Below are 21,147 nucleotides of genomic sequence, written 5' to 3'. Positions count from 1 at the left end.
GTGCGGCGGATTGCCTCCGTGCCCCGACCCGGCTGGAAAGAGAAGATCGAGGAGCAGGGCCTGGTTTTCTCCACCACCACCATGGACGACGGGCGGAAGATCGAATACTGGAACGAGTCCGCGTACTACGAGTTCACCGCGGACGAGGTGGAAACCCTCGAAAACACTGCCGAAGAAATGCACCGGATGTGCCTGGAAGCCGCCAAGTACCTGGCCACTGGTGCCATGGGCGGGATCGGCATCGGCCAACAGGCCCTCGAGCTTGCCGGCGAGTCGCTGCTGGCCGCGGACGTGGACGTCTACGGCCGTTTCGACTTCATCTATGACGGCCGCGGCGGACCGGCCAAGATGCTCGAGTACAACGCCGACACTCCCACGGGCCTGATCGAGGCATCCGTGGCGCAGTGGTTCTGGCTGCAGGACGTGTTCCCTGCCAAGGACCAGTGGAACGGCATCCACGAGGCCCTCATCCGGCAGTGGAAAAAGGTGCAGTACCGCACGGGCATGAGCACCCTGCACATTGCCCATTCCGAGGTGGAGGAATCCGGTGAGGACTGGATGACCGCCGCGTACATGCGGGACGTGGCCAGCCAGGCCGGGTGGACCACCATCGGCATCAACATGTCGGACATCGGCTGGGACCCCAACCTGAACCGGTTCGTGGACATGGACAACTTCATGATCAGCACCATGTTCAAGCTGTACCCCTGGGAGCTCATGATGAAGGAGCCGTTCGGGCACCGCCTGCTGGAACGCGCGCACAACCCGCGCTGGGTGGAACCCGCGTGGAAGATGCTGCTCTCCAACAAGGCCCTGCTGGCCGCCCTCTGGCATCTCTACCCGGACCACCCCAACCTGCTCCCGGCCTACCTGGACGGGCCCGGCCCGCTGAAGGAGTGGGTGGCCAAGCCGCTGCACGGCCGCGAAGGGGACAACATCCGGATCCAGGCCAACGGCATCAGCCTGGACCAGCCCGGCGATTACGGCCGTGAGGGCTGGTGCTACCAGCAGTACCACCAGCTCCCGGATTTTGACGGCAACCACCCGGTCCTGGGCCTGTGGGTGGTGGACGGCGAATCGGTGGGCTGCGGCATCCGCGAATCGGACGGCCCCATCACCGACTACTTCTGCCGCTTTGTGCCCAACACCATCGACGCGCCCGCGCCGCTTTCGGCCCAGGCCAACACCAGCAAGGCAGGGATCGCACTATGAGCACGGAAACCACGACGGCGGGAGGCCCGGGCGGTGCGCCCGGCGCCGGCGTCCCCGCCAAGGGCCTCCGGGCAGGCATCCTGGACCTGGGCGACTCCGTCATGCTGGGGCTGGCGTCCACGGCCCCGGTCTACTCCCTGGCCGCAACCCTGGGCCTCATCGTGGCCATCAACGGCAACTACACGCCGCTGATCCTGCTGCTGGGGTTCATCCCCGTCCTGTTCATCGCCTTCGCGTTCCGGGAACTGAACAGCGCCATGCCGGACTGCGGCACCACCTTCACCTGGTCCCGGCATGCCTTCGGGCCCTGGGCCGGCTGGCTGGGCGGCTGGGGTGTGGCGCTCGCCGGGATTGTGGTCCTGGCCAACCTGGCCCAGGTGGCCGGGCAGTACCTGTGGCTGCTGATCGGCGACGGCTCCCTGGCGGGCAACAAAGTGGTGGTCACGGGCACCGGCCTGCTGTTCATCGTCCTGATGACCCTGGTGAACTACCGCGGCATCCGGCTGGGCGAACACGTCCAGCGGGTCCTGACCTACGTCCAGTACATCGCGCTGGGCATCTTCGCCCTGGCCATCGTCATCCGCATCACGGCCGGTCCGCCGGAGGGCCAGGCGTTCGACTTCGAGTGGTTCAACCCGGCCGGCGCCTTTGCCGATCCAGGGGCCGTGGTGCATGGCGCCCTGCTGGCCCTGTTCATCTACTGGGGGTGGGATACCTGCCTGGCCGTCAACGAGGAAACCGAGAACCCCGCCACCACACCGGGCCGCGGCGCGGTGATTTCCGCCGTCGTACTGGTGGCCATTTACGTCTCCGTGGCGCTGCTGGTGATGATGTATGCGACGGTGGGCCCGGACGGCATCGGGCTGGGCAACGAAGCCAACCAGGCGGATGTTTTCCTTGCCATGAAGGACGTGGTGCTGGGGCCGTGGGGCTGGCTGATGGTGGTGGCCGTGCTGGCGTCGGTGCTGTCCTCCACGCAGACCACCATCCTGCCCACCGCGCGCGGCACCCTGTCCATGGGTGTGCACGGGGCGCTGCCGGCGAAATTCGGCGAGGTTCATTCGAAGAACCAGACGCCCGGATTCTCCACCCAGGTGATGGGCGGCGCGGCGGCGGTGTACTACGTGGCCATGAGCTTCCTCAGCGAGAACCTGCTGGCCGATTCCATCAGCGCCATCAGCCTGTTCATCGCCTTCTACTACGCGCTCACCGGCTTCGCCTGCTTCTGGTACTTCCGCGGCACCCTGCCCGATTCGGCCCGGAACCTGTGGTTCCGCGGCATCCTGCCGCTGCTGGGCGCACTGGTCCTGACCGCCGCGTTCTTCATCTCGGCGGTGCAGATGTGGGACCCCGCGTATGGCGACACCAGCATCTTCGGCGTCGGCGGCGCCTTCATCAGCGGCGTGGTGCTGCTGGCCCTGGGTGTGGTGCTGGCCGTGGTGTGCCGGTTCCTGCCGTCGACGCGGGGGTACTTCACGGGGTCCGCCCGCCCCAAGTAACTCGCAGTTGTTGTCGTTTTGGGGGCTCAAAACGACAACAACTGCGAGCCAGTTGGGTGGCTACGCCGAGAAGCCGCCGTCGGACTTGATCAGCTGGCCCGACACCCACCGGCCCGCCGGCGACAGCAGGAACGCCACGGTCCCGGCGACGTCCGCCGGGGTGCCCAGCCTGCCGGTGGGCTGTTGACGCACGACGGCGTCCCGCACCGTGTCGTCCATCCAGCCGGTATCCACGGGGCCGGGGTTGAGGACATTCGCTGAGATGCCCTGCGCACCGAGTTCGCGGGCGGCGGCGATGACGATCCGGTCCAGGGCGCCCTTGGATGCCCCGTAGGGGAGGTTGAACGCTGTGTGGTCGCTGGTCAGGGCAACGATGGCGCCGCCGTCGTCCGGTGCCTGCCGGGCGAACGCCGCGATGAGCTGCCAGCTGGCGCGGGTGTTGACGGCGAAATGTCGGTCGAAGGACTCGACAGTGGTGTCCAGGATTCCGGAGTCCACCGATTCGGTGTGGCTGAGCACCATCCCCTGCAGCGGCCCGGCAGCCTGCACGGCCGCTGCCATCAGCTGTCCCGGACCGGCCGGATCCTCCAGGTCCACGGGCAGCAGGTGGACCTGCGCTCCGATGGCCTCCAGCTCCGCCGTCAGCCGGACCACATCCTCCGGTTCGCTGCCCCACGGCATCCGGGCGTCGTACGCCTGCCAGTAGGACAGCACCAGGTCCCAGCCGTCAGCCGCGAGCTGCCGGGCGATGCCGGCGCCGATGCCTGCCAGCCTTCCCGCGCCGGTGACCAGGGCAGTCTTGCGGAGGGCGCCTTCTGCGGGAGAGTCCATGGTTCCAGCCTAGTAGGACCGCGCGTGGCCGTTCGGTGCCCGGCCGTCAGTCCGGCAGCATCACCAGCCGGAGGTACCCGCTGAGGCACTCGGACATATCTACGCTGCCCGGGGCCAGCAGCCATTGGGTCTGGATTCCGTCCCACAGCGCAATCAGGGACGCTGCCGCAACCTCCGGGTCCACCCCCGGACGGAGGCGCCCGTCCGCGGCGAGTCCGTTGAACTGGCGGGCATAGCTGCTGCGGAGCCGCTCGAACCGGTCCACAAAAAACTGCCGGCCCGGGTTGGCGTCCGTCAGTGACTCCGCGCACAGGACCGTGTAGAGCTCCAGGACGCCGGGCACTCCTTCGTTGAACCGGACCTGCCGGAGCACCGCATCCACGATGGTCTCCTCGAGGCCGGCTACCGGCGTCCCGTCCCCGCTGATGAAGTCACGCCAGGTGAGCACCGCCATCAGCAGGCTGCTCTTTGACGGAAAGTAGTGCAGCAGGCTGGTCTGGCTCATCCCTGCCCGGTCCGCGACGTCCTGCAGGGTCCCACCGCGGTAGCCCCGGGCAGCGAACACCGAGTGGGCGGCGGCGAGGATGGCCTCCCGCCGTTGGGTGGATTTCGCGTAAGGGCCGCGCCGGGCAGGGTCGCTGCCCGTCTTTGTGCTCATAAAAAGCGAGTGTACAGGCGCGCAGCAAAAGGTGCCCCGCGAAATTCGAGCGGCTACTCGAATTTGTGCTAGCGTGTCTTCCACTTGCCACCGGGGGTGCTGCACTTCACACTCGAGGGCCCTTTTTCGGACACAACGAGGTGAAGGCAGATGGCGCAACAACTATCGCGACGACAACTCCTGGGAGCTGGCCTGGGGACCGCCACCATGGCGTTCCTCACTGGCTGCGCAACACCGGGTACCGCATCCGTGAACACCCAGCCGGTGATTCCCGCCGCTGCCGGGGAAACCATCACCCTGACCTACTGGGCCTGGTTGAAGGACATCCAGAACGTTGTGGACATCTGGAATGCCGCCAACCCCCGCGTCCAGGTCAAGGTGGAATGGATCCCCGGCGGCAACGTGGGCGGCTACCAGAAGCTGTACTCAGCGCTCGCAGCCGGCGGCGGACCGGACCTGGGGCAGGTTGAGCTGCGCTCCCTGCCGGAATTTATGCTGGTCAACGGCTTGGTGGACATCTCCCGGTACGGCGCTCAGGAATTCGCTCCCCGCTACGACCCCACCCTCTGGGGCCAGGTCAGCTACGCGGGCGGCGTTTTCGGCATCCCGCAGGACTCCGGTCCGATGGCCACGTTTTACCAGCCGGCCGTCCTGGAAACCGTGGGTGCCACGCCGCCCACCACCTGGGACGAGTGGGCCGCCGTCGCGCGTGAACTGCGCAGCCGCGGCGCCTACCTGGAAACCTTCCCGCTGGGCGACGCGTCAGTGTTCACCGCGTTCGCCACCCAGGCCGGCGCGAGGTGGCTCCGGGCGGAGGAGGACGGCTGGGTCATCAACATGACGGACGACGCCACCCTCAACACTGCCCGCTTCTTCGACAAAGCCATCACGGATGACCTCGTGGAAACCGGATTCGGCGCCTTCACTCCCGGCTGGTTCGCTGCGGCGTCCAAAGGCACCATCGCTGCGGCCACCTCCGGCAGTTGGGGTGATGCCCTGGTCCAGGGCGTCAGCGGCGGCGAAGGCAAATGGCGGGTGGCGCCCATGCCCACGTGGGGCACCACAGGGTTCGGCTCCACCTTCCTGGGTGGCTCCACCGCGGCGGTCTTCGCCAACAGCAAGCACCCCCGGGAGGCACTGGAATTCGCCGTCTGGATGACCTCCTCCAAGGAAGGCATCGACGCCGAGATCAAGAACAGCGGCATCGGCTGGTCCCCCTCCCCCGGCTTCATCGGCAGCCCGCGGCTTGAACCGTCGCCGTTCTTCAGCGGCCAGCGCTACAACGAGGAAGTCTTCCTCCCCGCCGCTACCCGGCAAAACCAGGACTGGTCCTGGTGGCCGGTCACCGAACAGTCCTTCAACATCCTCAGCGACGGGTTCCGCAGGAAACCCTCAGGCATCAGCCTGGTGGATTCCGTGGTGAGCGCTGAACAGCAGATCATGACCGTTTTCCGGAACAAGGGCCTCAGCATCCGAAAGGAGGCGTCATGACCGCGACGCCGCAGACCGAGAAGCGCCGGGCATCCCCGGCAGCCACCCCCTCGCCCGTGCCCAGCCGCGGCCGCCGGAATGGCGCAGCAGCGCGGGCACCCTGGCTCCTCCTGGCACCGTTCCTCGCCCTGTTCATCCTTACCTTCCTGCTGCCCATCGTTGTGGCAATAGGGTCCAGCTTCACCAAGGTGACCCGCGGCGGACTCTTCGGCGAGGCCGGTGTGACCACCAGCTTCGCCGGGTTCGGCAACTACGCCCAGGCCCTGGCCGATGGAAGCTTCGTCGCCTCGATCGGGCGCATGCTGCTCTTCGGCGTGGTGCAGGTCCCGGTGATGATTGTCCTCTGCACCGTGCTGGCACTCATGCTGGAATCCGCTTCCGCCAAATGGCCCGGATTCTTCCGGGCGGCCTACTTCCTCCCGTACGGCGTCCCAGGCGTGATCGCCACCATCCTGTGGTCCTTCCTCTACGTGCCGGGCCTGAGCCCGCTGGTGGACCTTGCCGGAACCTTTGGGCTCACACCGGATTTCCTGGGCCCTGACACCGTACTGTGGTCCATCGCCAACATCGTGATCTGGAGCTACACGGGCTACAACATGCTGATCATCGTGGCCCAGCTCAAGTCCATCCCCGTGGAACTCTACGAAGCCGCCAAAGTGGACGGAGCCTCCACGCTCCGGGTGGCGCTGAGCATCCAGCTGCCCCTGATCCGGCCGGCCCTGGTCCTGACCACCGTGTTTTCCATCATCGGCACCCTGCAGCTCTTCGCCGAAGCCCAGGTGCTCAAGACCGTGGCACCGGCCATTGACAGCCAGTACACGCCCAACCTGAGCGCCTACACCACTGCCTTCGCTTACAACGACTACAACGTCGCCGCAGCCCAGGCCGTCCTGATTGCCATTGCCGCCTTTACGCTCTCCTTCGCCTTCCTCAAATTCTCGAACAGGAAGTCATCATGACCACCACCGCCACCCGCCCGCGCAAGCTGACCGCGCCAGCCAGTTCACCGGACCGTTCCGCCGGCAAGCGGCGATCCTCCACCATCATCGTCACCTCCCTGCTGGTGGTGGTGGCCCTCTACTTCCTGGTCCCGGTGTACTGGGTGGTGGTTGCCGCCACCAAATCCACCGAGGATCTGTTCGGCACCAACGGCTTCTGGTTCGCCCCCACGTTCTCCCTGTGGGAAAACATCTCCCGCGTCCTGGCCTACGACAACGGCATCTTCCTCCAGTGGTTCCTGAACTCGGTACTGTATGCCGGCGTCGGCGCCCTGGCAGCCACCTACTTCGCTGCCGCCGGCGGGTACGCCCTGGCCAAGTACGAATTCCGCGGCCGGAACCTGGTGTTCGGCACCATCCTGGGCGGCGTCCTCGTCCCGGGAACGGCCACCGCACTGCCGTTGTTCCTGCTGTTCAGCCAGATGGGGATCGCCAATACCTACTGGAGCGTGCTGCTGCCCTCCCTGGTCTCGCCATTCGGGCTGTTCCTGTGCCGGATCTACTCCCAAGCCACTGTGGACACGTCCCTCATCGAAGCCGCCCGGCTGGACGGGGCCAGTGAGCTGCGGATCTTCCACACCATCGGCCTGCGGGTGCTGACCCCGGCGCTGGTCACCGTGTTCCTGTTCCAGCTGGTGGGCATCTGGAACAACTACTTCCTGCCCCTGGTGATGCTCTCCGATTCCGGCCTCTATCCCATCACCCTGGGACTGAACAACTGGCTCAGCCAGGTTGACAGGCTGCCCGAGTTCTACGAACTCACCACCGGCGGCGTCCTGCTGTCCATCATCCCGCTGGGCATCGCCATGGTGGTCCTGCAGCGGTTCTGGCGCGGCGGGCTGACGGAAGGCTCGGTCAAGTAACCCCCCTCCCCTCCCGTTGCGCTATCACTTATGGTCCCTAAACCCCCGGTTTAGGGACCATAAGTGATAGCGCAACTAGGGGGTGGGGGCGGGCTCGGGCTCCCGGCTGGGCGCAGGCTTCCTGATGGTGGCGCTGATGACCGCAGCCACCGTGCACATCGCTGCCGCCCCCAGCCACGCGTAGGTGTACTGCCCGGTGGCTTCGCGGATGGCCCCGGCACCGAGCGCCGCAGCCGCGGCACCCAGCTGGTGCGCCGCGAAGACCCAGCCAAACACCACACTGCCGTCCGCGCCGAACGTCTCGCGGCAGATGGCGGCCGTGGGCGGCACGGTGGCCACCCAGTCCAGCCCGTAGATCACCACAAACACGATCATGCTGGGCTGGATTTCCGCGTTCAGGAGCAGCGGCAGCACCAGCAGGCCAATTCCGCGGAACTGGTAATAGACGGCCAGCAGGACCCGCGGGTTGAACCGGTCGGTCAGCCAGCCGGACGCGATGGTCCCCACAATGTCAAAGATGCCGACGACGGCGAGCAGGCCCGCCGCGGTGGTTTCCGGCATGCCGTGGTCATGGGCTGAGGGGATGAAGTGGGTGCCGATCAGGCCGTTGGTGGTGGCACCGCAAATGGCGAAGCCAGCCACCAGCGCCCAGAATGTCCGGACCCTGCTGGCCCGGCGCAGTGCCTGCAGTGCCCGGACTGCGGCGTTGACCCGTGGCCCGTCCTGCGGCGCCGGCTCCTGTACGGCGGCCGGGTCCTGGCCGTAAGGCAGCACCCCCGCGTCCGCCGGGGAGTTCTTCAGGAACTTCAGCACCAGGGGCACCACGGCCAGGGCTCCGGCGGCAATCAGCAGGGAGGCCTGCCGCCAGCCGGGATCCTGCGCCAGCATGGCAATGAACGGCAGGAACACCAGCTGGCCCGCGGCGCTGCCGGCCGTGAGGATGCCAATCACCAGGCCCCGGCTTTTGACGAACCACGTGTTGGCGATGGTGGCCGCAAACACCAGCGCCATGGAGCCGGTCCCCAACCCGATCAGGACGCCCCAGGTCAGCAGGATCTGCCAGGACTGGTTGACGAACACTGTCAGGGCACTGCCGAGGCCGATCAGCACCAGGGCCGTAGCCGTGACGCCCCGGATGCCAAAGCGTTCCATCAGCGCAGCGGCAAAAGGGGCCGTGAGCCCGAACAGGACGAGGTTGATGCTGACCGCTGCGGACAGGACGGTCAGGGACCAGCCGAACTCCTGCTGCAGGGGAACCATCAGCACGCCGGGCGCGGCGCGGAACCCTGCGGCCCCCACCAGCGCCAGGAACGCGACGGCGGCCACAATCCAGGCCGGATGGAGCTGTCGCCTGCCCACGGCGGCGCCGGGTTGGGACCTGTCTTTCGGCGGCGTGCTCACGCGGGTGCACCGGAGGCCGCAGTGGCCAGCCCGGTGGGCTGAGCGGACCGGGACAGGCTGTGCCAGCTGGTGGTGGCGGCCGTGAGCGGTTCCCCGCACGCGGTGCAGGTGTCTGCCGATACGGTGCGCTGCCCGCAACCGGAATGGACCACGTACATGTGCGCGTCGGCAGCCGGCGCCGGAAGGTGCTTCTCCGACCAGATCGCGACGGCGTTCAGCACCGGGAGGGCGTCCTCGCCCATGGGCGTGAGGACGTACTCTGTCCTGGTGCGGCCGCCGTCGGAATACTCCTGCCTGGCCAGCAGCCCGGCAGCCACGAGGCCTGTCAGACGCCGGGTGAGCACCGAGTCTGCCACCTGGACCTTGGCCTTGATGGCGCCGAAGCGGCCGTTGCCAAAAAACACCTCACGCAGGACCAAAACGCTCCAGGGATCACCCAGGATGTCCAGGCCCCGGGCCATGCTGCAGGCCCGCCCGGAAAGGTCGGATCGAAGTACCATGACGGCACCGTAGCTGACTTTCTTGAAGAAAGCCAGAGTCGATCACAAGACGGTCCGGGCGGGCCCCGTTGTCAGCGCAGGGTGGCGAAGGCCCGTTCCAGGTCCGCGATCAGGTCCTCGGCGTCCTCGATGCCGCAGGAAAGCCGCAGGAGGTTGACCGGGACGGCAAGTTCGGTCCCCTTCACGGAGGCGTGCGTCATTTCGGACGGGTAGTTCATCAGCGACTCGATGCCACCCAGGGACTCGGCGAGGGTGAAGACGGACGTGGACTCGGCCACTTTCCGCGCCGCCGCCTCGCCGCCCTTGAACTGCACCGAAACCATGCCGCCGAACTTCCGCATCTGTTTCCGGGCCAGCTCGTGCCCTGGGTGGTCCGGCAGGCCCGGGTACAGGACCGCCTCCACCTCGGGCCGGCCCAGCAGCCACTCGGCCACGGCCTGGCCGTTGTCGCTGTGCCGGTCCATCCTGACGCCCAGGGTTTTGAGCCCGCGCGTGGTGAGGAAGGCATCCATGGGTCCGGACACCGCGCCCACGGCAAACTGCACAAAACCGATCTTTTCCGCCAGCTCCGCATCCTTCACCACCAGCGCACCGCCCACCACGTCCGAGTGGCCGCCGATGTACTTGGTGGTGGAGTGGACCACCACGTCAGCCCCCAGGTCCAGCGGGGTCTGCAGGTAGGGGGACGCGAACGTGTTGTCCACCACCAGCAGGATCCCCGCGGCATGGGCGATCTCTGCGAGCGCGGCGATGTCCGTGATCTTCATCATGGGGTTCGACGGCGTCTCCACCCAGAGGAGCCGGGTGTTGTTGGCTTCGACGGCCTGCCGGACGGCGTCCAGGTTGGCCATGTCCACCGGGGTGTTTCCGATTCCCCAGTCGCCCAACACCCGGCTGATGAGCCGGTAGGTGCCCCCGTAGGCGTCGTTTCCGAGCACAATATGGTCGCCAGGGCGGGTGAGGGCACGGATCAGGGAGTCCTCTGCGGCGAGCCCTGAGCTGAAGCTGTACGCGTGCGTGCCGCGTTCCAGGGCAGCGAGCTGTTCCTGGAGGGCGTCGCGGGTGGGGTTGCCGCCGCGGCCGTATTCGTAGCCGGCGCGGAGGCCGCCGATGCCGTCCTGCGCATAGGTCGAGCTGAAGTGCAGGGGCGGGACCACGGCGCCGGTGCGCGGCTCGAAAGCCTGGCCGGCGTGCACGGCGCGGGTGTTGAAGCCTTGGTTTTCCGGGAGGGACATGTTGCTCCTTTTCGGGTGCAGGTCAGTTGCTGAGATAGGCCAGGAGGTCGTGCCGGGTGAGGATGCCCACCGGCGCGCCCACAAACGTGACCATGACCGTATCCACGTCGGAGAGCATCTCCCTGGCCGCGGAGATGGTTTCCAGGGACCCGATCACCGGCAGTTTGGGGCCCATGTGCTGGGAGATCTTGTCCGCGAGCTTCGCCTCGCCGCGGAACAGCTTGGCGGTAAGGGTCCGTTCGTCCACGGCACCGAGGACCTCGCCCATCACCACCGGCGGTTCCTGCGACAGGACGGGGATGTGGCTGACGCCGAACTCGTTCATGATGTTGATGACATCGCGGACGGATTCGTTGGGATGGATGTGCACCAGGTCAGGCAGTTCGCCGTTTTTGGTTTTGATGACCTCGCCCACGGAGGTTTCCTCGCCGCCGGAGAGGAAGCCGTAGGAGCGCATCCACTGGTCGTTGAAGATTTTCGCCAGGTAGCCGCGGCCGGAGTCGGGCAGGATCACGACGACGACGGCAGACTCGGGCAGGTCCTTCGCGGCTTTCAGCGCGGCCACCACAGCCATGCCCGAGGAGCCGCCCACCAGCAGGCCTTCCTCCCGGGCCAGCCGGCGGGTCATGTCGAACGAGTCGGCATCGCTGACGGCGATCACCTGGTCCGGGATGGACTTGTCATAGTTTCCGGGCCACATGTCCTCCCCCACGCCTTCGACGAAATACGGCCGTCCGGTACCGCCCGAGTAGACCGAACCTTCCGGGTCCGCGCCGATTATCCTGACCCGGCCGCCGTCGGCCGCTGCCCGGTCCGCCGAGACTTCCTTGAGGTACCGGCCGGTGCCCGTGATGGTACCGCCGGTGCCGGCGCCGATCACGCAGTGGGTGACGCGGCCGTCCGTATCGTTCCAGATTTCGGGCCCGGTGGTGCGGTAGTGGCTCTCCGGGGCTGCGGGGTTGGAGAACTGGTCCGGCTTGTAGGCGCCGGGGGTCTCGCGCACGATCCGGTCCGAGACGCCGTAGTAGCTTTGCGGGCTGTCGGGCGGCACGGCGGTGGGCGTGACCACCACCTCGGCCCCGTAGGCGCGCAGCACGGCGCGCTTGTCCTCGCCCACCTTGTCCGGGACTACAAAAACGCACTTGTAGCCCTTTTGCTGGGCTACCAGCGCCAGTCCCACCCCGGTGTTGCCGGACGTGGGTTCCACGATGGTGGCCCCAGGCTGGAGTTTGCCGTCCCGCTCGGCGTCCTCGATCATCTGGGCGGCGATGCGGTCCTTGATGGAGCCGCCGGGGTTCAGGTACTCGAGTTTGACCAGGACGGTGGCCTTGGTGTCACCCGTGACGTGGTTGAGTTTGATAAGCGGCGTGTTGCCGATGAGGTCCAGGATGGACTGGGCATACTTCATAACCACCAAACTACCGCTTTGTGACGGCCCTATCCGTCCGCGGGCCCGGACTCTTCCGCCGGCAGGTTCTCCCAGAGGCCCATGACGTTACCCTCCGTGTCGCGGAAGTACGCGAAGGCACCCATTCCGGGGATGGTTTCCTTGACCCGCACCACGGAGCCGCCCGCGGCTTCCACGCTGTGGAGGGTGGCGTCGATGTCCGGGACGTCCACGGTGATGACGGGGTGCTGGAGGTCCTGGGCCCGGGTCATCATGCCGCCGTTGATGGCACCGGGGACGGTGGGCTGGCCCGTTTTTTCGTCCATGGGCGTGGTGACCATTGCGCTGTAGTCCATCCCGGGAACCGGATCGATCCTCCAGCCGAGCGCCTGTTCGTAGAACGCCCTGGCGCGCTCGCCGTCGTCCGCCGGAATTTCGAAATGCACCACTGCGCCCATCGCCTGACCTGGCCCTCCGTGTGTCCAGCGCGGCGGTTCCGCGCCACAGCAAGGAGTCTAGTCCCGGCACGGCGCCAGGATAAGGGGCAGGCGACGCCTTTAGGCTTGGCCCATGTCAATCATTTACGAAGCGACCATTACCCCGTCCAAGCTGGACATGATGGCGGCGTGGCTGCCGCAGCAGGACTGGTTCACCGGCACGGAGCCGCTGGCACTGGAGCGGGTGGCATCCTTCCGCTTTGACGATCCTGCCGGGCAGGTGGGGATGGAGACGCTGCTGATCCGCTCCGGTGCGCACACGTACCAGGTGCCGCTGGCGTACCGGAACGAACCGCTGGCAGGTGCGGAAGATTTCCTGCTGGGCACCACTCTGCACTCGGTGCTGGGTACGCGCTGGGTGTACGACGCCACCGGGGATCCCCTCTATGCGGCAGCCCTTGCCGGCGCCGTGCTGGCCGGGGACCCGCAGGCCAACCAGGTGGAGCACCGCGGCGAAGAACGGATCCCGCTGCCGGCCACCATCACGCTCACCAGCACCGGAACCCTGGGGACAGCCGTCCCGGCCGTCCAGTCCGTCACCGCGCATACCGTTGGCGGGGTGACCACCATCCGCTCGGGTGGCCTCAGCATCGCCGTGGTCCGGTCCCTGGCGGACGACGACGGCACGCATCTCGGCGCAGCCCTCACCGGCGCCTGGGCCGGCGGTCCCGCTGCCGCGTTGCTGGCCACCGCGTCACTCACCGGCCCCAGCTGACGTTTTGCACCGGCCAGGCCCGGCACAAAAGCCCCTGCCGGCGGACCGTCCTGGTCCGCCGCAGGGGCTTTTTGGGTGCTCAGCGCCCGTTGAGCAGGGTTTCGCTGCAGTCCTTGTTGTCCTGGCCCCTTTCGGTGTAGCCGGTGGGGGTGCTGATGGTGACATCGTTGATGTACCAGATGTAGTGCCCGGCCAGCTGGGATGAGTAGTTGACCCGGATCCGGCCCTTCTTCTCGTGGATCTCGGCACCAGCGGTCAGCGTGGCCTTGCGGCCCGGCTCGATGTGGATGGTGGAGGCGTTTGATTCGGTGACGGTATGGCTCCAGTTGTATTCGCCGGACAGCCCGCCGGTGAAGAAGCTCTTGACCGCGCTGGCGGTGCCGCCGATCGAACCGCCTGATGACCACGATTCGCTGCCTGTGAGAGCCTGGTCAATCACTCCCCTGTCGGAGGTGCAGTTGGTGACAGTCTCGCCCACGGCCTTCCAGTCAAGGAAGGTGTTGCTGCTTTCCTCTTCGAACGTGCAACCGTCCAGGGCCATGGTGTTGCCCGTGGTGTGACCGTCCGGGAGGTAGGCAGTTCCGTCGCAGTCGCCCTGCAGCTCCTCAATGGTCGGCGGCCGATCCTCGGCCTGGGCCGGCGAAACGGGTCCGAGGAACCCGACGCCCAGCAGCGCCGCTGCGGTGATGATTCCGGTTCGTGAGCCGATCTTCTTCATTCGATTGGACATGCTCTTCAACTCCCCATTAGTCATTCCTGCGTACCCTCTGGCACTGCCACCACTCTTCCCCGCCTCGGGTTGGTCCGGCAACGGCTGCGGTGAAGGGTTAGCCGGATGGCTAACATCCCGGCCCCGCCCTAGACTCGTGCCGGGGGACGGACTAACTGAAGGCAGGCAACGCAGCGATGGGCTTCCTGGTCGAACACTGCAGTGAACTGGAATCCTCACTCCTGCACCCGCAGAATTTTGAGCCATCCCCGAGCGGACAATGGCTGGCGGAACGCTACCGGGAGATCGTCCCCGTGATCCTGCCTGATGTGCTCCACTGCCTGGACACCGGGGAGCCGCTCGCCCCGCGCAGCGTGGCGGCAGTGCGGACCTCGGCGGAGGGAATCCTGGCCGGCCGCGTGCCGCTGCACACTGTCCTTCATGGCGGAATTCCTGCCCTACGGGTGTTTGCCGCGTTCCTGCAACCGCATCATTCGCGGCTCACCAGCGCCGAGCTGGCGTCGATCCTGGGGCGGGCGTCAGTGGTGGCCACGGAACTGGGCGCCTGCTGGGCCCACGCCTGGTCCAGCGCACCGTCCCGTGCCGCGTCCACCGCCGCGTCCACCGCAGGATCGTCGGAGCCGGCAGCCGGCGTTCCTGCCGGTGCGGACACTGAAGTGCACGTCCCGGACCTCGTCGCGGTGCCGGGACATCTGGACGACGCCGACCTCGACATGGTGCTGCTGGCTGCGCAGGGCCGCTCGAACGAGGAAATCGCCCAGGCCACCGCGTACAGCCCGCACGCGGTCAAGTGGCATCTGGGCCGCGCGATGCGCACCTGGAACGTCCGCAACCGGGCCAGCCTCATCACGACGGCCCTCCTCCGGGGTGCCTTGCGGCCGCGCACGCGGCTCATGCCCCCGGCGGCCATCCAACCCCCAGTGCCGCAGGACCCGCCGAAGCACTGACCCGCCGCCCCTCCCGGCCCAACTAGGTCGCAGTTGTTGTCGTTATGAGCCCTCAAAACGACAACAACTGCGACCTAGTTGGGAGGGGGCGCAGGGCGGTGTCGGCGGAGCGTGGGACCATGGAAGGCATGACCATCGCAGAGGCTTCCCCCCGGCTCGCCGCCGCGGCGGACGCAGCCCTGCGCTGGTATCCGGGCGGCCCGTACAGCCTTGCCCGGACGCTCGGGCCGCTGCTCAGGGGTGCCAGCGACCCCTCCTTCAGCAGCCAGGGCAACGACATCTGGAACGCCTTCACCACCACGGAAGGCCCTGCGACGCTCCGGTTCAGCCCGGCCGGTGGCACCGCGACGGAACCCCTGGTGGACGTCCAGGCGTGGGGTCCGGGGGCGGCAGCTGCCCTGGCCACGGTTCCGCGGCTGCTGGGCGTGGACGACGACTGGTCCGGTTTTGACGAGCCCGGCTTTTCCGCGACGCTGCCGGACATGGTCCGGGAGGCGCGGCGCCGCAACCTGTCCCTCCGGCTGCCTGCCAGCGGGCGGATGGTGGACCAACTGGTGCCCATCATCCTGGAGCAGAAAGTCACTGTCATTGAGGCCCGGCGCGCCTACCGCTACCTGATGCACCGCTTCGGCTCACCCGCCCCGCAGGCCGGCGCAGCCACGCCCCCGGGACTGACCGTGGCACCCACCGCCGCGCAGTGGCTGCAGGTCCCCAGCTGGGAATGGCACCGGGCGGGAGTGGGCCCGCAGCGGTCCGCCACCGTGATGCGGGCGCTGCGGTCCGCCGCCGCGCTGGAGCGCCTCGCCGCGCTGCCCGCAGCGGAGGCCGGCCTGAAGATGCAGACCATCCCCGGGATCGGGGTGTGGACCGCCGCGGAAGTGGTGCAGCGGACACACGGCTGCCCTGACTCCATCGCGGTGGGCGACTATCACCTGGCCGCCTACGTGGGCGCGGCCCTCACCGGCCGCCGGACGGACGACGACGGCATGATCCGGCTGCTCGAACCGTGGCGGGGGCACCGGCAACGGGTGGTCCGGATGATCAAGAGCACCGGTTACAGGAAGCCCACGTTCGGTCCGCGGATGACCATCCAGGACCACCGGGGGCACTGAAACCTGTCCCTCAGCCGGCACCTGGCGTAGCTACAGGCCCAGCCGGGAGGCCGCTTCCTCCCGCATCTGGACCTTACGGACCTTCCCGGAAACTGTCATGGGGAAACTGTCCCGGACATCGACGTACCGAGGGATCTTGTAGTGGGCCAGGTGGCCGCGGCAAAACTCGGCCACCCCGGCTTCGTCGAGGGGCGCGGCGCCGGGCTTGAGGATGATGCACGCCATCAGCTCTTCGCCGTAGCGCGGGTCCGGGACGCCGATCACCTGGACGTCCTGCACCGAGGGATGGGTGAAAAGGAAATCCTCGATTTCGCGGGGATACACGTTCTCGCCGCCCCGGATCACCATGTCCTTGATCCGGCCCTCGATGGCTACGTACCCCTCGGCATCCATCCGGGCCAGGTCGCCGGTGTGCATCCAGCCGTCGGCGTCGATGGCTTCGGCGGTTTCCCCGGGCAGGCCCCAGTACCCGGACATCACGGAGTAGCCCCGCGTGCACAGCTCGCCGATCCCGCCGCGGTCCAGGTCTGCCCCGGTGACGGGGTCGGTGATGCGGTTCTCCAGGTGCGGCATGGTCCGGCCCACGGTTTCCGTGCGGTGCTGCAGCGTGTCGCCGTGCCGCGTCATGGTGGACACCGGCGACGTTTCGGTCATGCCGTAGCAAATGGCCACGTCCACCATGTTCATGTCGGTGATCACCCGGTTCATCACCTCGATGGGGCACACTGACCCTGCCATGACCCCGGTGCGCAGGGTGGACAGGTCGTAGGAGGCGAAGTCGGGCAGGGCCAGTTCGGCGATGAACATGGTGGGGACCCCGTACAGGGACGTCCCGCCGAAGTCCTGCACTGCCTCGAGCGCCGCCGCCGGTGAGAATCCGCGGCCGGGAATGATCGTGGCAGCACCGTGGCTGAGCGCGTTCAAGTTGCCTATCACCATGCCGAAGCAGTGGTAGAACGGCACCGGGATCACCACCCTGTCGTGCTCGGTGTAGCCCAGCAACTCCCCGATGGCGTAGCCGTTGTTGAGGATGTTGTGGTGCGTAAGGGTGGCGCCTTTGGGGAAGCCCGTGGTACCTGAGGTGTATTGCAGGTTGATGGGATCGTGCGGGTCCAGTTCCGCCATTCTGGCTTTCAAGGCGGAATGCCCGACGGCGTCCGCGCGCTTGAGCAGTTCGGCGTAGGTCAGTTCCGCGTCGCTGAGCGGGGCCACCGAATCAGGTCCGTCGCCGCCGGGGGCGGGCAGGAAAACCAGCTGCTCAAGGTCCGGGCAGCCGGCCAGCGCCTGCCGGGCCATGGCCACAAAGTCGCTGGTCCGGTCCGAGGGTGCGGTCACCAGCAGCCGCATCCCATTCTGCCGGACCACAAACTCCAGTTCGTGGCTGCGGTACGCGGGGTTGACGTTCACCAGGATGGCCCCGGCTTTGGCGGTGGCATACTGCAGCAGCGTCCACTCGGCACAGTTGGGGCTCCAGATCCCCACCCGGTCCCCTCGGGCGATGCCCAGGGCGAGGAGCGCACGCGCCAGCCGGTCGACGTCGTCATTCATTTTGGCGTAGCTCCAGCGGCGGGCGTCCGCGCCCGGCACCGGCGCGGCCTCAATCAGCGCGTCGTGATAGGGGAACCTGGCCACCACGCCCTCGAACTGCTGGCCGATGGTTTCCTCAAGCAGCGGAACGTCAGTGTCCCCGGCTGTGTAAGCGCGCATGATGGCACGCTACCAACAGGCCTGCGGCTTTGAAAGCATCCGGCCCGTTTCGCAAGGCGGTGCGCGGCGCAACAGAACACGGCCAGCTGCCGCGGCCGGTAATGTGGGCAGCATGAGTGCACCGATCGACCTGCAGGCAACGTTCATCCCCAACGAGGGCGAGTTCTTCCGCGTGAAGCTGGCCCTGGAAATCGCCATTGACGAGGTGGTGACCGAACCGGGCTGCATCCGGTACGAACTCACCGAAGCCACGGAGGAGAAGCTGGTCCTGACGGAGCAGTGGGCTTCCGAGGAGGACCTGGCGAAGCACTCCAAGGGCATTGCGGTCCAGGACCTCAATGAGTCCCTCAGCGCATTGCTGGCCGAACCCGCCAAGGTGGAACGCATCTAGCCAGCCCACAGTCAGCAAAAAAAGCCTCCCCCACCCACCGGATTCCGGTGGAGGGGGAGGCTTTGTCAATGCTGGCGGCTTAGGCGCCCGGGATCTGCGATCCGTCCTGGGGGCCCGACTGGGTGGTGCCGGCCTGGTTGCCGGCCTCGGCCTCGGCCTGCGAGCGCGCCACGTGGGCGTGCACCTCGTCCATGTCCAGGGCCTTCACCGCGTCCACCACCTGTTCCAGCTGCTGGGCGTTCAGGGCACCGGGCTGGGAGAAGACCAGCACCTTTTCGCGGAACGCCATCAGGGTGGGGATGGAGGAGATGCCGGCCTCGGCGGCGAGCTGCTGCTCAGCCTCGGTGTCCACCTTGGTGAAGAGGACATCCGGGTGCTTCTCCGAGACGGACGAGTACGTGGGGCCGAACTGCTTGCACGGGCCGCACCATTCGGCCCAGAAATCTACCAGGACAATGTCGTTGCCCTCAATGGTGGATGCGAACTGTTCTCCGGTGATGTCAAGGGTAGCCATGGAACTACGGTACGCGCGATGGGCGTGCGCGTCGCGGCGGGCCCCCTGTTGTTCGCTCCCCGCGTGATCGGGAATAACGTGCCCACCACCGTATACATAAGCACTTCCGGCGCCTACCCTTGGGGTCAGCAGCGCAGTTGAGCGCACCCAGGAGGGCCCATGTCCGTGGCGGTTTCGGCGCAGTCCCTGACCAAGAGTTTCGGCCGCCGGGAGGTCCTGCACGGTGTGGACTTCTCGGTGGCTGCCGGGTCAGTGTTCGGCGTGATCGGGCCCAACGGCGCGGGCAAAACCACCACCATGCGCTGCCTGCTGGATATCATCCGGCCCAGCAGCGGCCAGGTCCGGGTACTGGGGGTGGACCCGAGGACGGGCGGTCCGGGGCTCCGGCGCCGCATCGGCTACCTGCCCGGTGAACTGTTCCTGGAGGGCCGGGTCACGGGCCGGAAACTGCTGGCGCATTACCAGGCCATCAGCGGGCCGGTCCCGCCGGGCCGGATCGATGCGCTCGCGGAACGCCTGGGCCTTGACCTTGACCGGCACACCCGCAAGCTCTCCAAGGGCAACAAGCAGAAGCTCGGCCTGGTGCAGGCTTTTATGCACCAGCCGGAGCTGCTGATCCTCGACGAGCCCACCAGCGGCCTGGACCCGCTGGTGCAGCAGGAGTTCCACGGCATGGTCCGGGAGGCCCGGCACCGCGGCCAGACCATCTTCCTCAGCTCCCATGTGCTCAGCGAAATCCAGCAGACGGCGGACACCGTGGGCATCCTGCGGGACGGGCGCATCATCGCGGTGGAATCCGTGGGCGGCCTCCAGGCAGGGGCAATCCGACGGATCCGGCTCACCGCCAGCACGGCGTCGGGCCTTACAGCGGACGACGCCGTGGCGCTGCTGGCGGGAGTGCCCGGGGTTGGGCAGGTGCAGGTGCTGGAGTCGGACGGCGGGGTGACGCTCGCCGCCGTCCTGGAGGGGGCCATCCAGCCGCTGGTCCGGACGCTGGGGCAGCTTCCGCTGACGGACCTGGTGATCGGGGAACCGGACCTGGAGGAAGCCGTGCTGAAACTCTACGAAGGCGGACAGGAGGAGCCGCGGTGACAACGCTCCCCCTGTTCCGCCGCGCCTTCTTCGATTCATGGCGTTCCACCCTGGCCTGGGCGGCAGGCCTGACGGGGGCGGCGCTGCTGTACCTGCCGCTGTACCCCTCCATCGGCGGCAGCGCCCAGATGCAGGACATGATCAACGCGCTTCCCGCCGAAATGACAAAGGCCCTCAACTACGACCAGATTGCCACCGGTCCCGGGTATACGCAGGCCACCTTGTTCGGCCTGCTCGGCTTCCTCCTGATGACCATCGCGTCGGTGGGCTGGGGCGCGGCGGCCGTGGGCGGGGATGAGGAGTCCGGCCAGCTGGAACTCACCCTGGCCCACGGCGTCCGGCGGATCCAGGTGGTCCTGGAACGGGCCCTGGCGCTGCTGCTGCGCGTGGTGCTGCTGGCCGTCCTGGTCCTGCTGCTGGTGCTGGGGCTGAACGGGCCGGCCCAGCTGGGGATCGACGCCGGCAACGTGGCCGGGGCGGCGGTCCTGTTCGCCGGGCTGGCGTTGCTGAGCGGGACGGCAGCCCTGTGCGCGGGCGCCGTGTCGGGGCGCCGGACCTACGGCCTGGCCGCAGGTGCCGCCGTGGGGGTGCTGGGCTATGTCTTTAATGCCGTGGGCCGTCAGTCACCGGACGTGGAGTGGCTGCTGACCCTGAGCCCGTACCACTGGGCCTACGGGAACTCGCCGGTCACCAACGGCGCGGACTGGGGTGCTGCCGGCCTGCTGTGGGGCCTTTCCGCTGCCCTGGTGGCACTGGCCGCCGTCGCGCTGGACCGCCGCGACGTGGGCGCTTAGTCCCGGCCTGCCCAGGCGTGCGGGGCCGGGGTGCGGGCCCCTGGCAGTGCGCTGGCGGCCCGCCATGCGGGAATCCATTCGGGGAGGACCAGGTCTGCGGGAGGTTCGCCGAATTCCTTCAGGATCTCTTCCTGGCTGACGGGGCCGCCCCTGGTGACCAGCCGGGTGGCGATGTAGGCACTGGCGTAAATTTCGCCGTCGGCCACCATCCGCTGTTCGAAGTAGATGGCCTTGGCGTCCAGTCCGATGATGCGGGTTTCGATGCTGTACCGCTGCCACAGCTGCAGGGAGCGGCGGAAGGTGATGGTTTCGCTGGCCACCACCGGGCCCCAGCCGCGGCGGCGCATCCGCTTCCACACCCGGCTGCGGACCATCAGGTCGAACCGGCCCAGGTCCATCAGCGACAGGTACATGCCGTTGTTGACGTGCAGCGCAATGTCGATGTCCGTGGGCAGGACCCGGAGGTTCAGCGAGCCGGCGTCCCACACGGTGAGCGGCGGCCGTCGGGTGGAACGGAGCAGCAGGAGCAGGGTCCTCAGAAGCAGGTGCATGCCACAATGCTACCCGCCGGTA

At 67.5% G+C, this 21,147-nt stretch carries 22 protein-coding genes; 11 read left to right on the top strand and 11 right to left on the bottom strand.

All coding sequences use genetic code 11. From position 1 onward, the window contains the following. Positions 1–1,212 (top strand): glutathionylspermidine synthase family protein, encoded by a 1,212-nt coding sequence (locus QRN07_RS05990; RefSeq protein ID WP_285240621.1) that lies wholly within the window; start codon positions 1–3, stop codon positions 1,210–1,212. After that, complete coding sequence (locus QRN07_RS05985; RefSeq protein WP_285240620.1) at positions 1,209–2,711, top strand: APC family permease; 1,503 nt, start codon at positions 1,209–1,211, stop codon at positions 2,709–2,711. Before QRN07_RS05990 ends, QRN07_RS05985 begins: the two co-directional genes overlap by 4 nt. A gap of 60 nt (positions 2,712–2,771) precedes the next feature. Here QRN07_RS05985 and QRN07_RS05980 read toward each other — a convergent pair whose 3' ends face one another. Next, the gene (locus QRN07_RS05980) at positions 2,772–3,542 is read right to left on the bottom strand and encodes an SDR family oxidoreductase (protein ID WP_285240619.1); all 771 of its coding nucleotides are present in this window, start codon (positions 3,540–3,542) and stop codon (positions 2,772–2,774) included. A 46-nt stretch (positions 3,543–3,588) separates the two neighbouring features. Then, the gene (locus QRN07_RS05975; RefSeq protein WP_050685345.1) at positions 3,589–4,200 is read right to left on the bottom strand and encodes a TetR/AcrR family transcriptional regulator; all 612 of its coding nucleotides are present in this window, start codon (positions 4,198–4,200) and stop codon (positions 3,589–3,591) included. A 150-nt stretch (positions 4,201–4,350) separates the two neighbouring features. Between QRN07_RS05975 and QRN07_RS05970 the strand changes: the two genes are divergently transcribed. Genes QRN07_RS05970 through QRN07_RS05960 form a run of 3 tightly spaced genes read left to right on the top strand, consistent with a single transcriptional unit; the run spans position 4,351 to position 7,552 of the window. Beyond that, complete coding sequence (locus QRN07_RS05970) at positions 4,351–5,691, top strand: ABC transporter substrate-binding protein (RefSeq protein ID WP_050685346.1); 1,341 nt, start codon at positions 4,351–4,353, stop codon at positions 5,689–5,691. After that, the gene (locus tag QRN07_RS05965) at positions 5,688–6,650 is read left to right on the top strand and encodes a carbohydrate ABC transporter permease (protein ID WP_050685347.1); all 963 of its coding nucleotides are present in this window, start codon (positions 5,688–5,690) and stop codon (positions 6,648–6,650) included. Before QRN07_RS05970 ends, QRN07_RS05965 begins: the two co-directional genes overlap by 4 nt. Next, complete coding sequence (locus QRN07_RS05960) at positions 6,647–7,552, top strand: carbohydrate ABC transporter permease (protein WP_056596902.1); 906 nt, start codon at positions 6,647–6,649, stop codon at positions 7,550–7,552. The genes QRN07_RS05965 and QRN07_RS05960 overlap by 4 nt, the downstream gene beginning before the upstream one ends. 75 nt (positions 7,553–7,627) lie before the next feature. Here the strand turns inward: QRN07_RS05960 and QRN07_RS05955 are convergent, their stop codons facing one another. The 5 genes from QRN07_RS05955 to QRN07_RS05935 all read right to left on the bottom strand — a co-directional run bounded on the left by QRN07_RS05955 (position 7,628) and on the right by QRN07_RS05935 (position 12,533). Then, complete coding sequence (locus QRN07_RS05955) at positions 7,628–8,953, bottom strand: MFS transporter (protein WP_050685349.1); 1,326 nt, start codon at positions 8,951–8,953, stop codon at positions 7,628–7,630. Next, a complete protein-coding gene (locus QRN07_RS05950; RefSeq protein ID WP_056596897.1) occupies positions 8,950–9,453 on the bottom strand; it encodes a winged helix-turn-helix transcriptional regulator in 504 nt (167 codons plus the stop codon). Before QRN07_RS05950 ends, QRN07_RS05955 begins: the two co-directional genes overlap by 4 nt. 71 nt (positions 9,454–9,524) lie before the next feature. Beyond that, positions 9,525–10,688 (bottom strand): cystathionine gamma-synthase, encoded by a 1,164-nt coding sequence (locus QRN07_RS05945; RefSeq protein ID WP_050685351.1) that lies wholly within the window; start codon positions 10,686–10,688, stop codon positions 9,525–9,527. A 22-nt stretch (positions 10,689–10,710) separates the two neighbouring features. Next, entirely contained in the window at positions 10,711–12,096 is a 1,386-nt protein-coding gene (locus QRN07_RS05940; protein ID WP_056596894.1) for a cystathionine beta-synthase, read from the bottom strand. A gap of 29 nt (positions 12,097–12,125) precedes the next feature. Next, the gene (locus tag QRN07_RS05935) at positions 12,126–12,533 is read right to left on the bottom strand and encodes a VOC family protein (protein WP_285240618.1); all 408 of its coding nucleotides are present in this window, start codon (positions 12,531–12,533) and stop codon (positions 12,126–12,128) included. 112 nt (positions 12,534–12,645) lie between these two features. Between QRN07_RS05935 and QRN07_RS05930 the strand changes: the two genes are divergently transcribed. Further along, a complete protein-coding gene (locus tag QRN07_RS05930; RefSeq protein WP_285240617.1) occupies positions 12,646–13,287 on the top strand; it encodes a CG0192-related protein in 642 nt (213 codons plus the stop codon). A 79-nt stretch (positions 13,288–13,366) separates the two neighbouring features. Here QRN07_RS05930 and QRN07_RS05925 read toward each other — a convergent pair whose 3' ends face one another. Then, positions 13,367–14,017 (bottom strand): hypothetical protein, encoded by a 651-nt coding sequence (locus QRN07_RS05925; protein WP_285240616.1) that lies wholly within the window; start codon positions 14,015–14,017, stop codon positions 13,367–13,369. A 176-nt stretch (positions 14,018–14,193) separates the two neighbouring features. Here QRN07_RS05925 and QRN07_RS05920 point away from each other — a divergent pair, with 176 nt between their 5' ends. Then, positions 14,194–14,964: a helix-turn-helix transcriptional regulator gene (locus QRN07_RS05920; protein ID WP_285240615.1), complete on the top strand. Its 771-nt coding sequence runs from the start codon at positions 14,194–14,196 to the stop codon at positions 14,962–14,964. 128 nt (positions 14,965–15,092) lie between these two features. After that, entirely contained in the window at positions 15,093–16,076 is a 984-nt protein-coding gene (locus QRN07_RS05915) for a DNA-3-methyladenine glycosylase family protein (RefSeq protein ID WP_056596891.1), read from the top strand. A 30-nt stretch (positions 16,077–16,106) separates the two neighbouring features. Here QRN07_RS05915 and QRN07_RS05910 read toward each other — a convergent pair whose 3' ends face one another. Next, positions 16,107–17,783: an AMP-binding protein gene (locus tag QRN07_RS05910; RefSeq protein WP_285240614.1), complete on the bottom strand. Its 1,677-nt coding sequence runs from the start codon at positions 17,781–17,783 to the stop codon at positions 16,107–16,109. 112 nt (positions 17,784–17,895) lie between these two features. Between QRN07_RS05910 and QRN07_RS05905 the strand changes: the two genes are divergently transcribed. Beyond that, positions 17,896–18,174: a putative quinol monooxygenase gene (locus QRN07_RS05905; protein ID WP_050685367.1), complete on the top strand. Its 279-nt coding sequence runs from the start codon at positions 17,896–17,898 to the stop codon at positions 18,172–18,174. 79 nt (positions 18,175–18,253) lie between these two features. On the opposite strand, the gene QRN07_RS05900 is transcribed toward QRN07_RS05905, so the two are convergent. Beyond that, positions 18,254–18,688: a thioredoxin family protein gene (locus QRN07_RS05900; protein WP_050685359.1), complete on the bottom strand. Its 435-nt coding sequence runs from the start codon at positions 18,686–18,688 to the stop codon at positions 18,254–18,256. Positions 18,689–18,847: 159 nt separating this feature from the next. On the opposite strand from QRN07_RS05900, the gene QRN07_RS05895 reads away from it, so the two are divergent. Continuing rightward, positions 18,848–19,780 carry an ABC transporter ATP-binding protein gene (locus QRN07_RS05895; RefSeq protein WP_050685360.1) on the top strand — a complete coding sequence of 311 codons (933 nt, stop codon included), beginning with the start codon at positions 18,848–18,850 and terminating at the stop codon, positions 19,778–19,780. After that, positions 19,777–20,574 (top strand): ABC transporter permease subunit, encoded by a 798-nt coding sequence (locus QRN07_RS05890; protein WP_050685361.1) that lies wholly within the window; start codon positions 19,777–19,779, stop codon positions 20,572–20,574. Before QRN07_RS05895 ends, QRN07_RS05890 begins: the two co-directional genes overlap by 4 nt. Here the strand turns inward: QRN07_RS05890 and QRN07_RS05885 are convergent. Beyond that, positions 20,571–21,125, bottom strand: coding sequence for a thioesterase family protein (locus tag QRN07_RS05885; protein ID WP_285240613.1), 555 nt, complete (start codon positions 21,123–21,125; stop codon positions 20,571–20,573). The genes QRN07_RS05890 and QRN07_RS05885 overlap by 4 nt on opposite strands. Between the last annotated feature and the right edge of the window lie 22 nt (positions 21,126–21,147).

This window comes from Pseudarthrobacter sp. MEB009 (genome assembly GCF_030208875.1).
GTDB lineage: Bacteria > Actinomycetota > Actinomycetes > Actinomycetales > Micrococcaceae > Arthrobacter.
The sequence above is the reverse complement of the archived record's forward strand: the minus strand, read 5'-3'. Positions and strand labels throughout refer to the sequence as shown.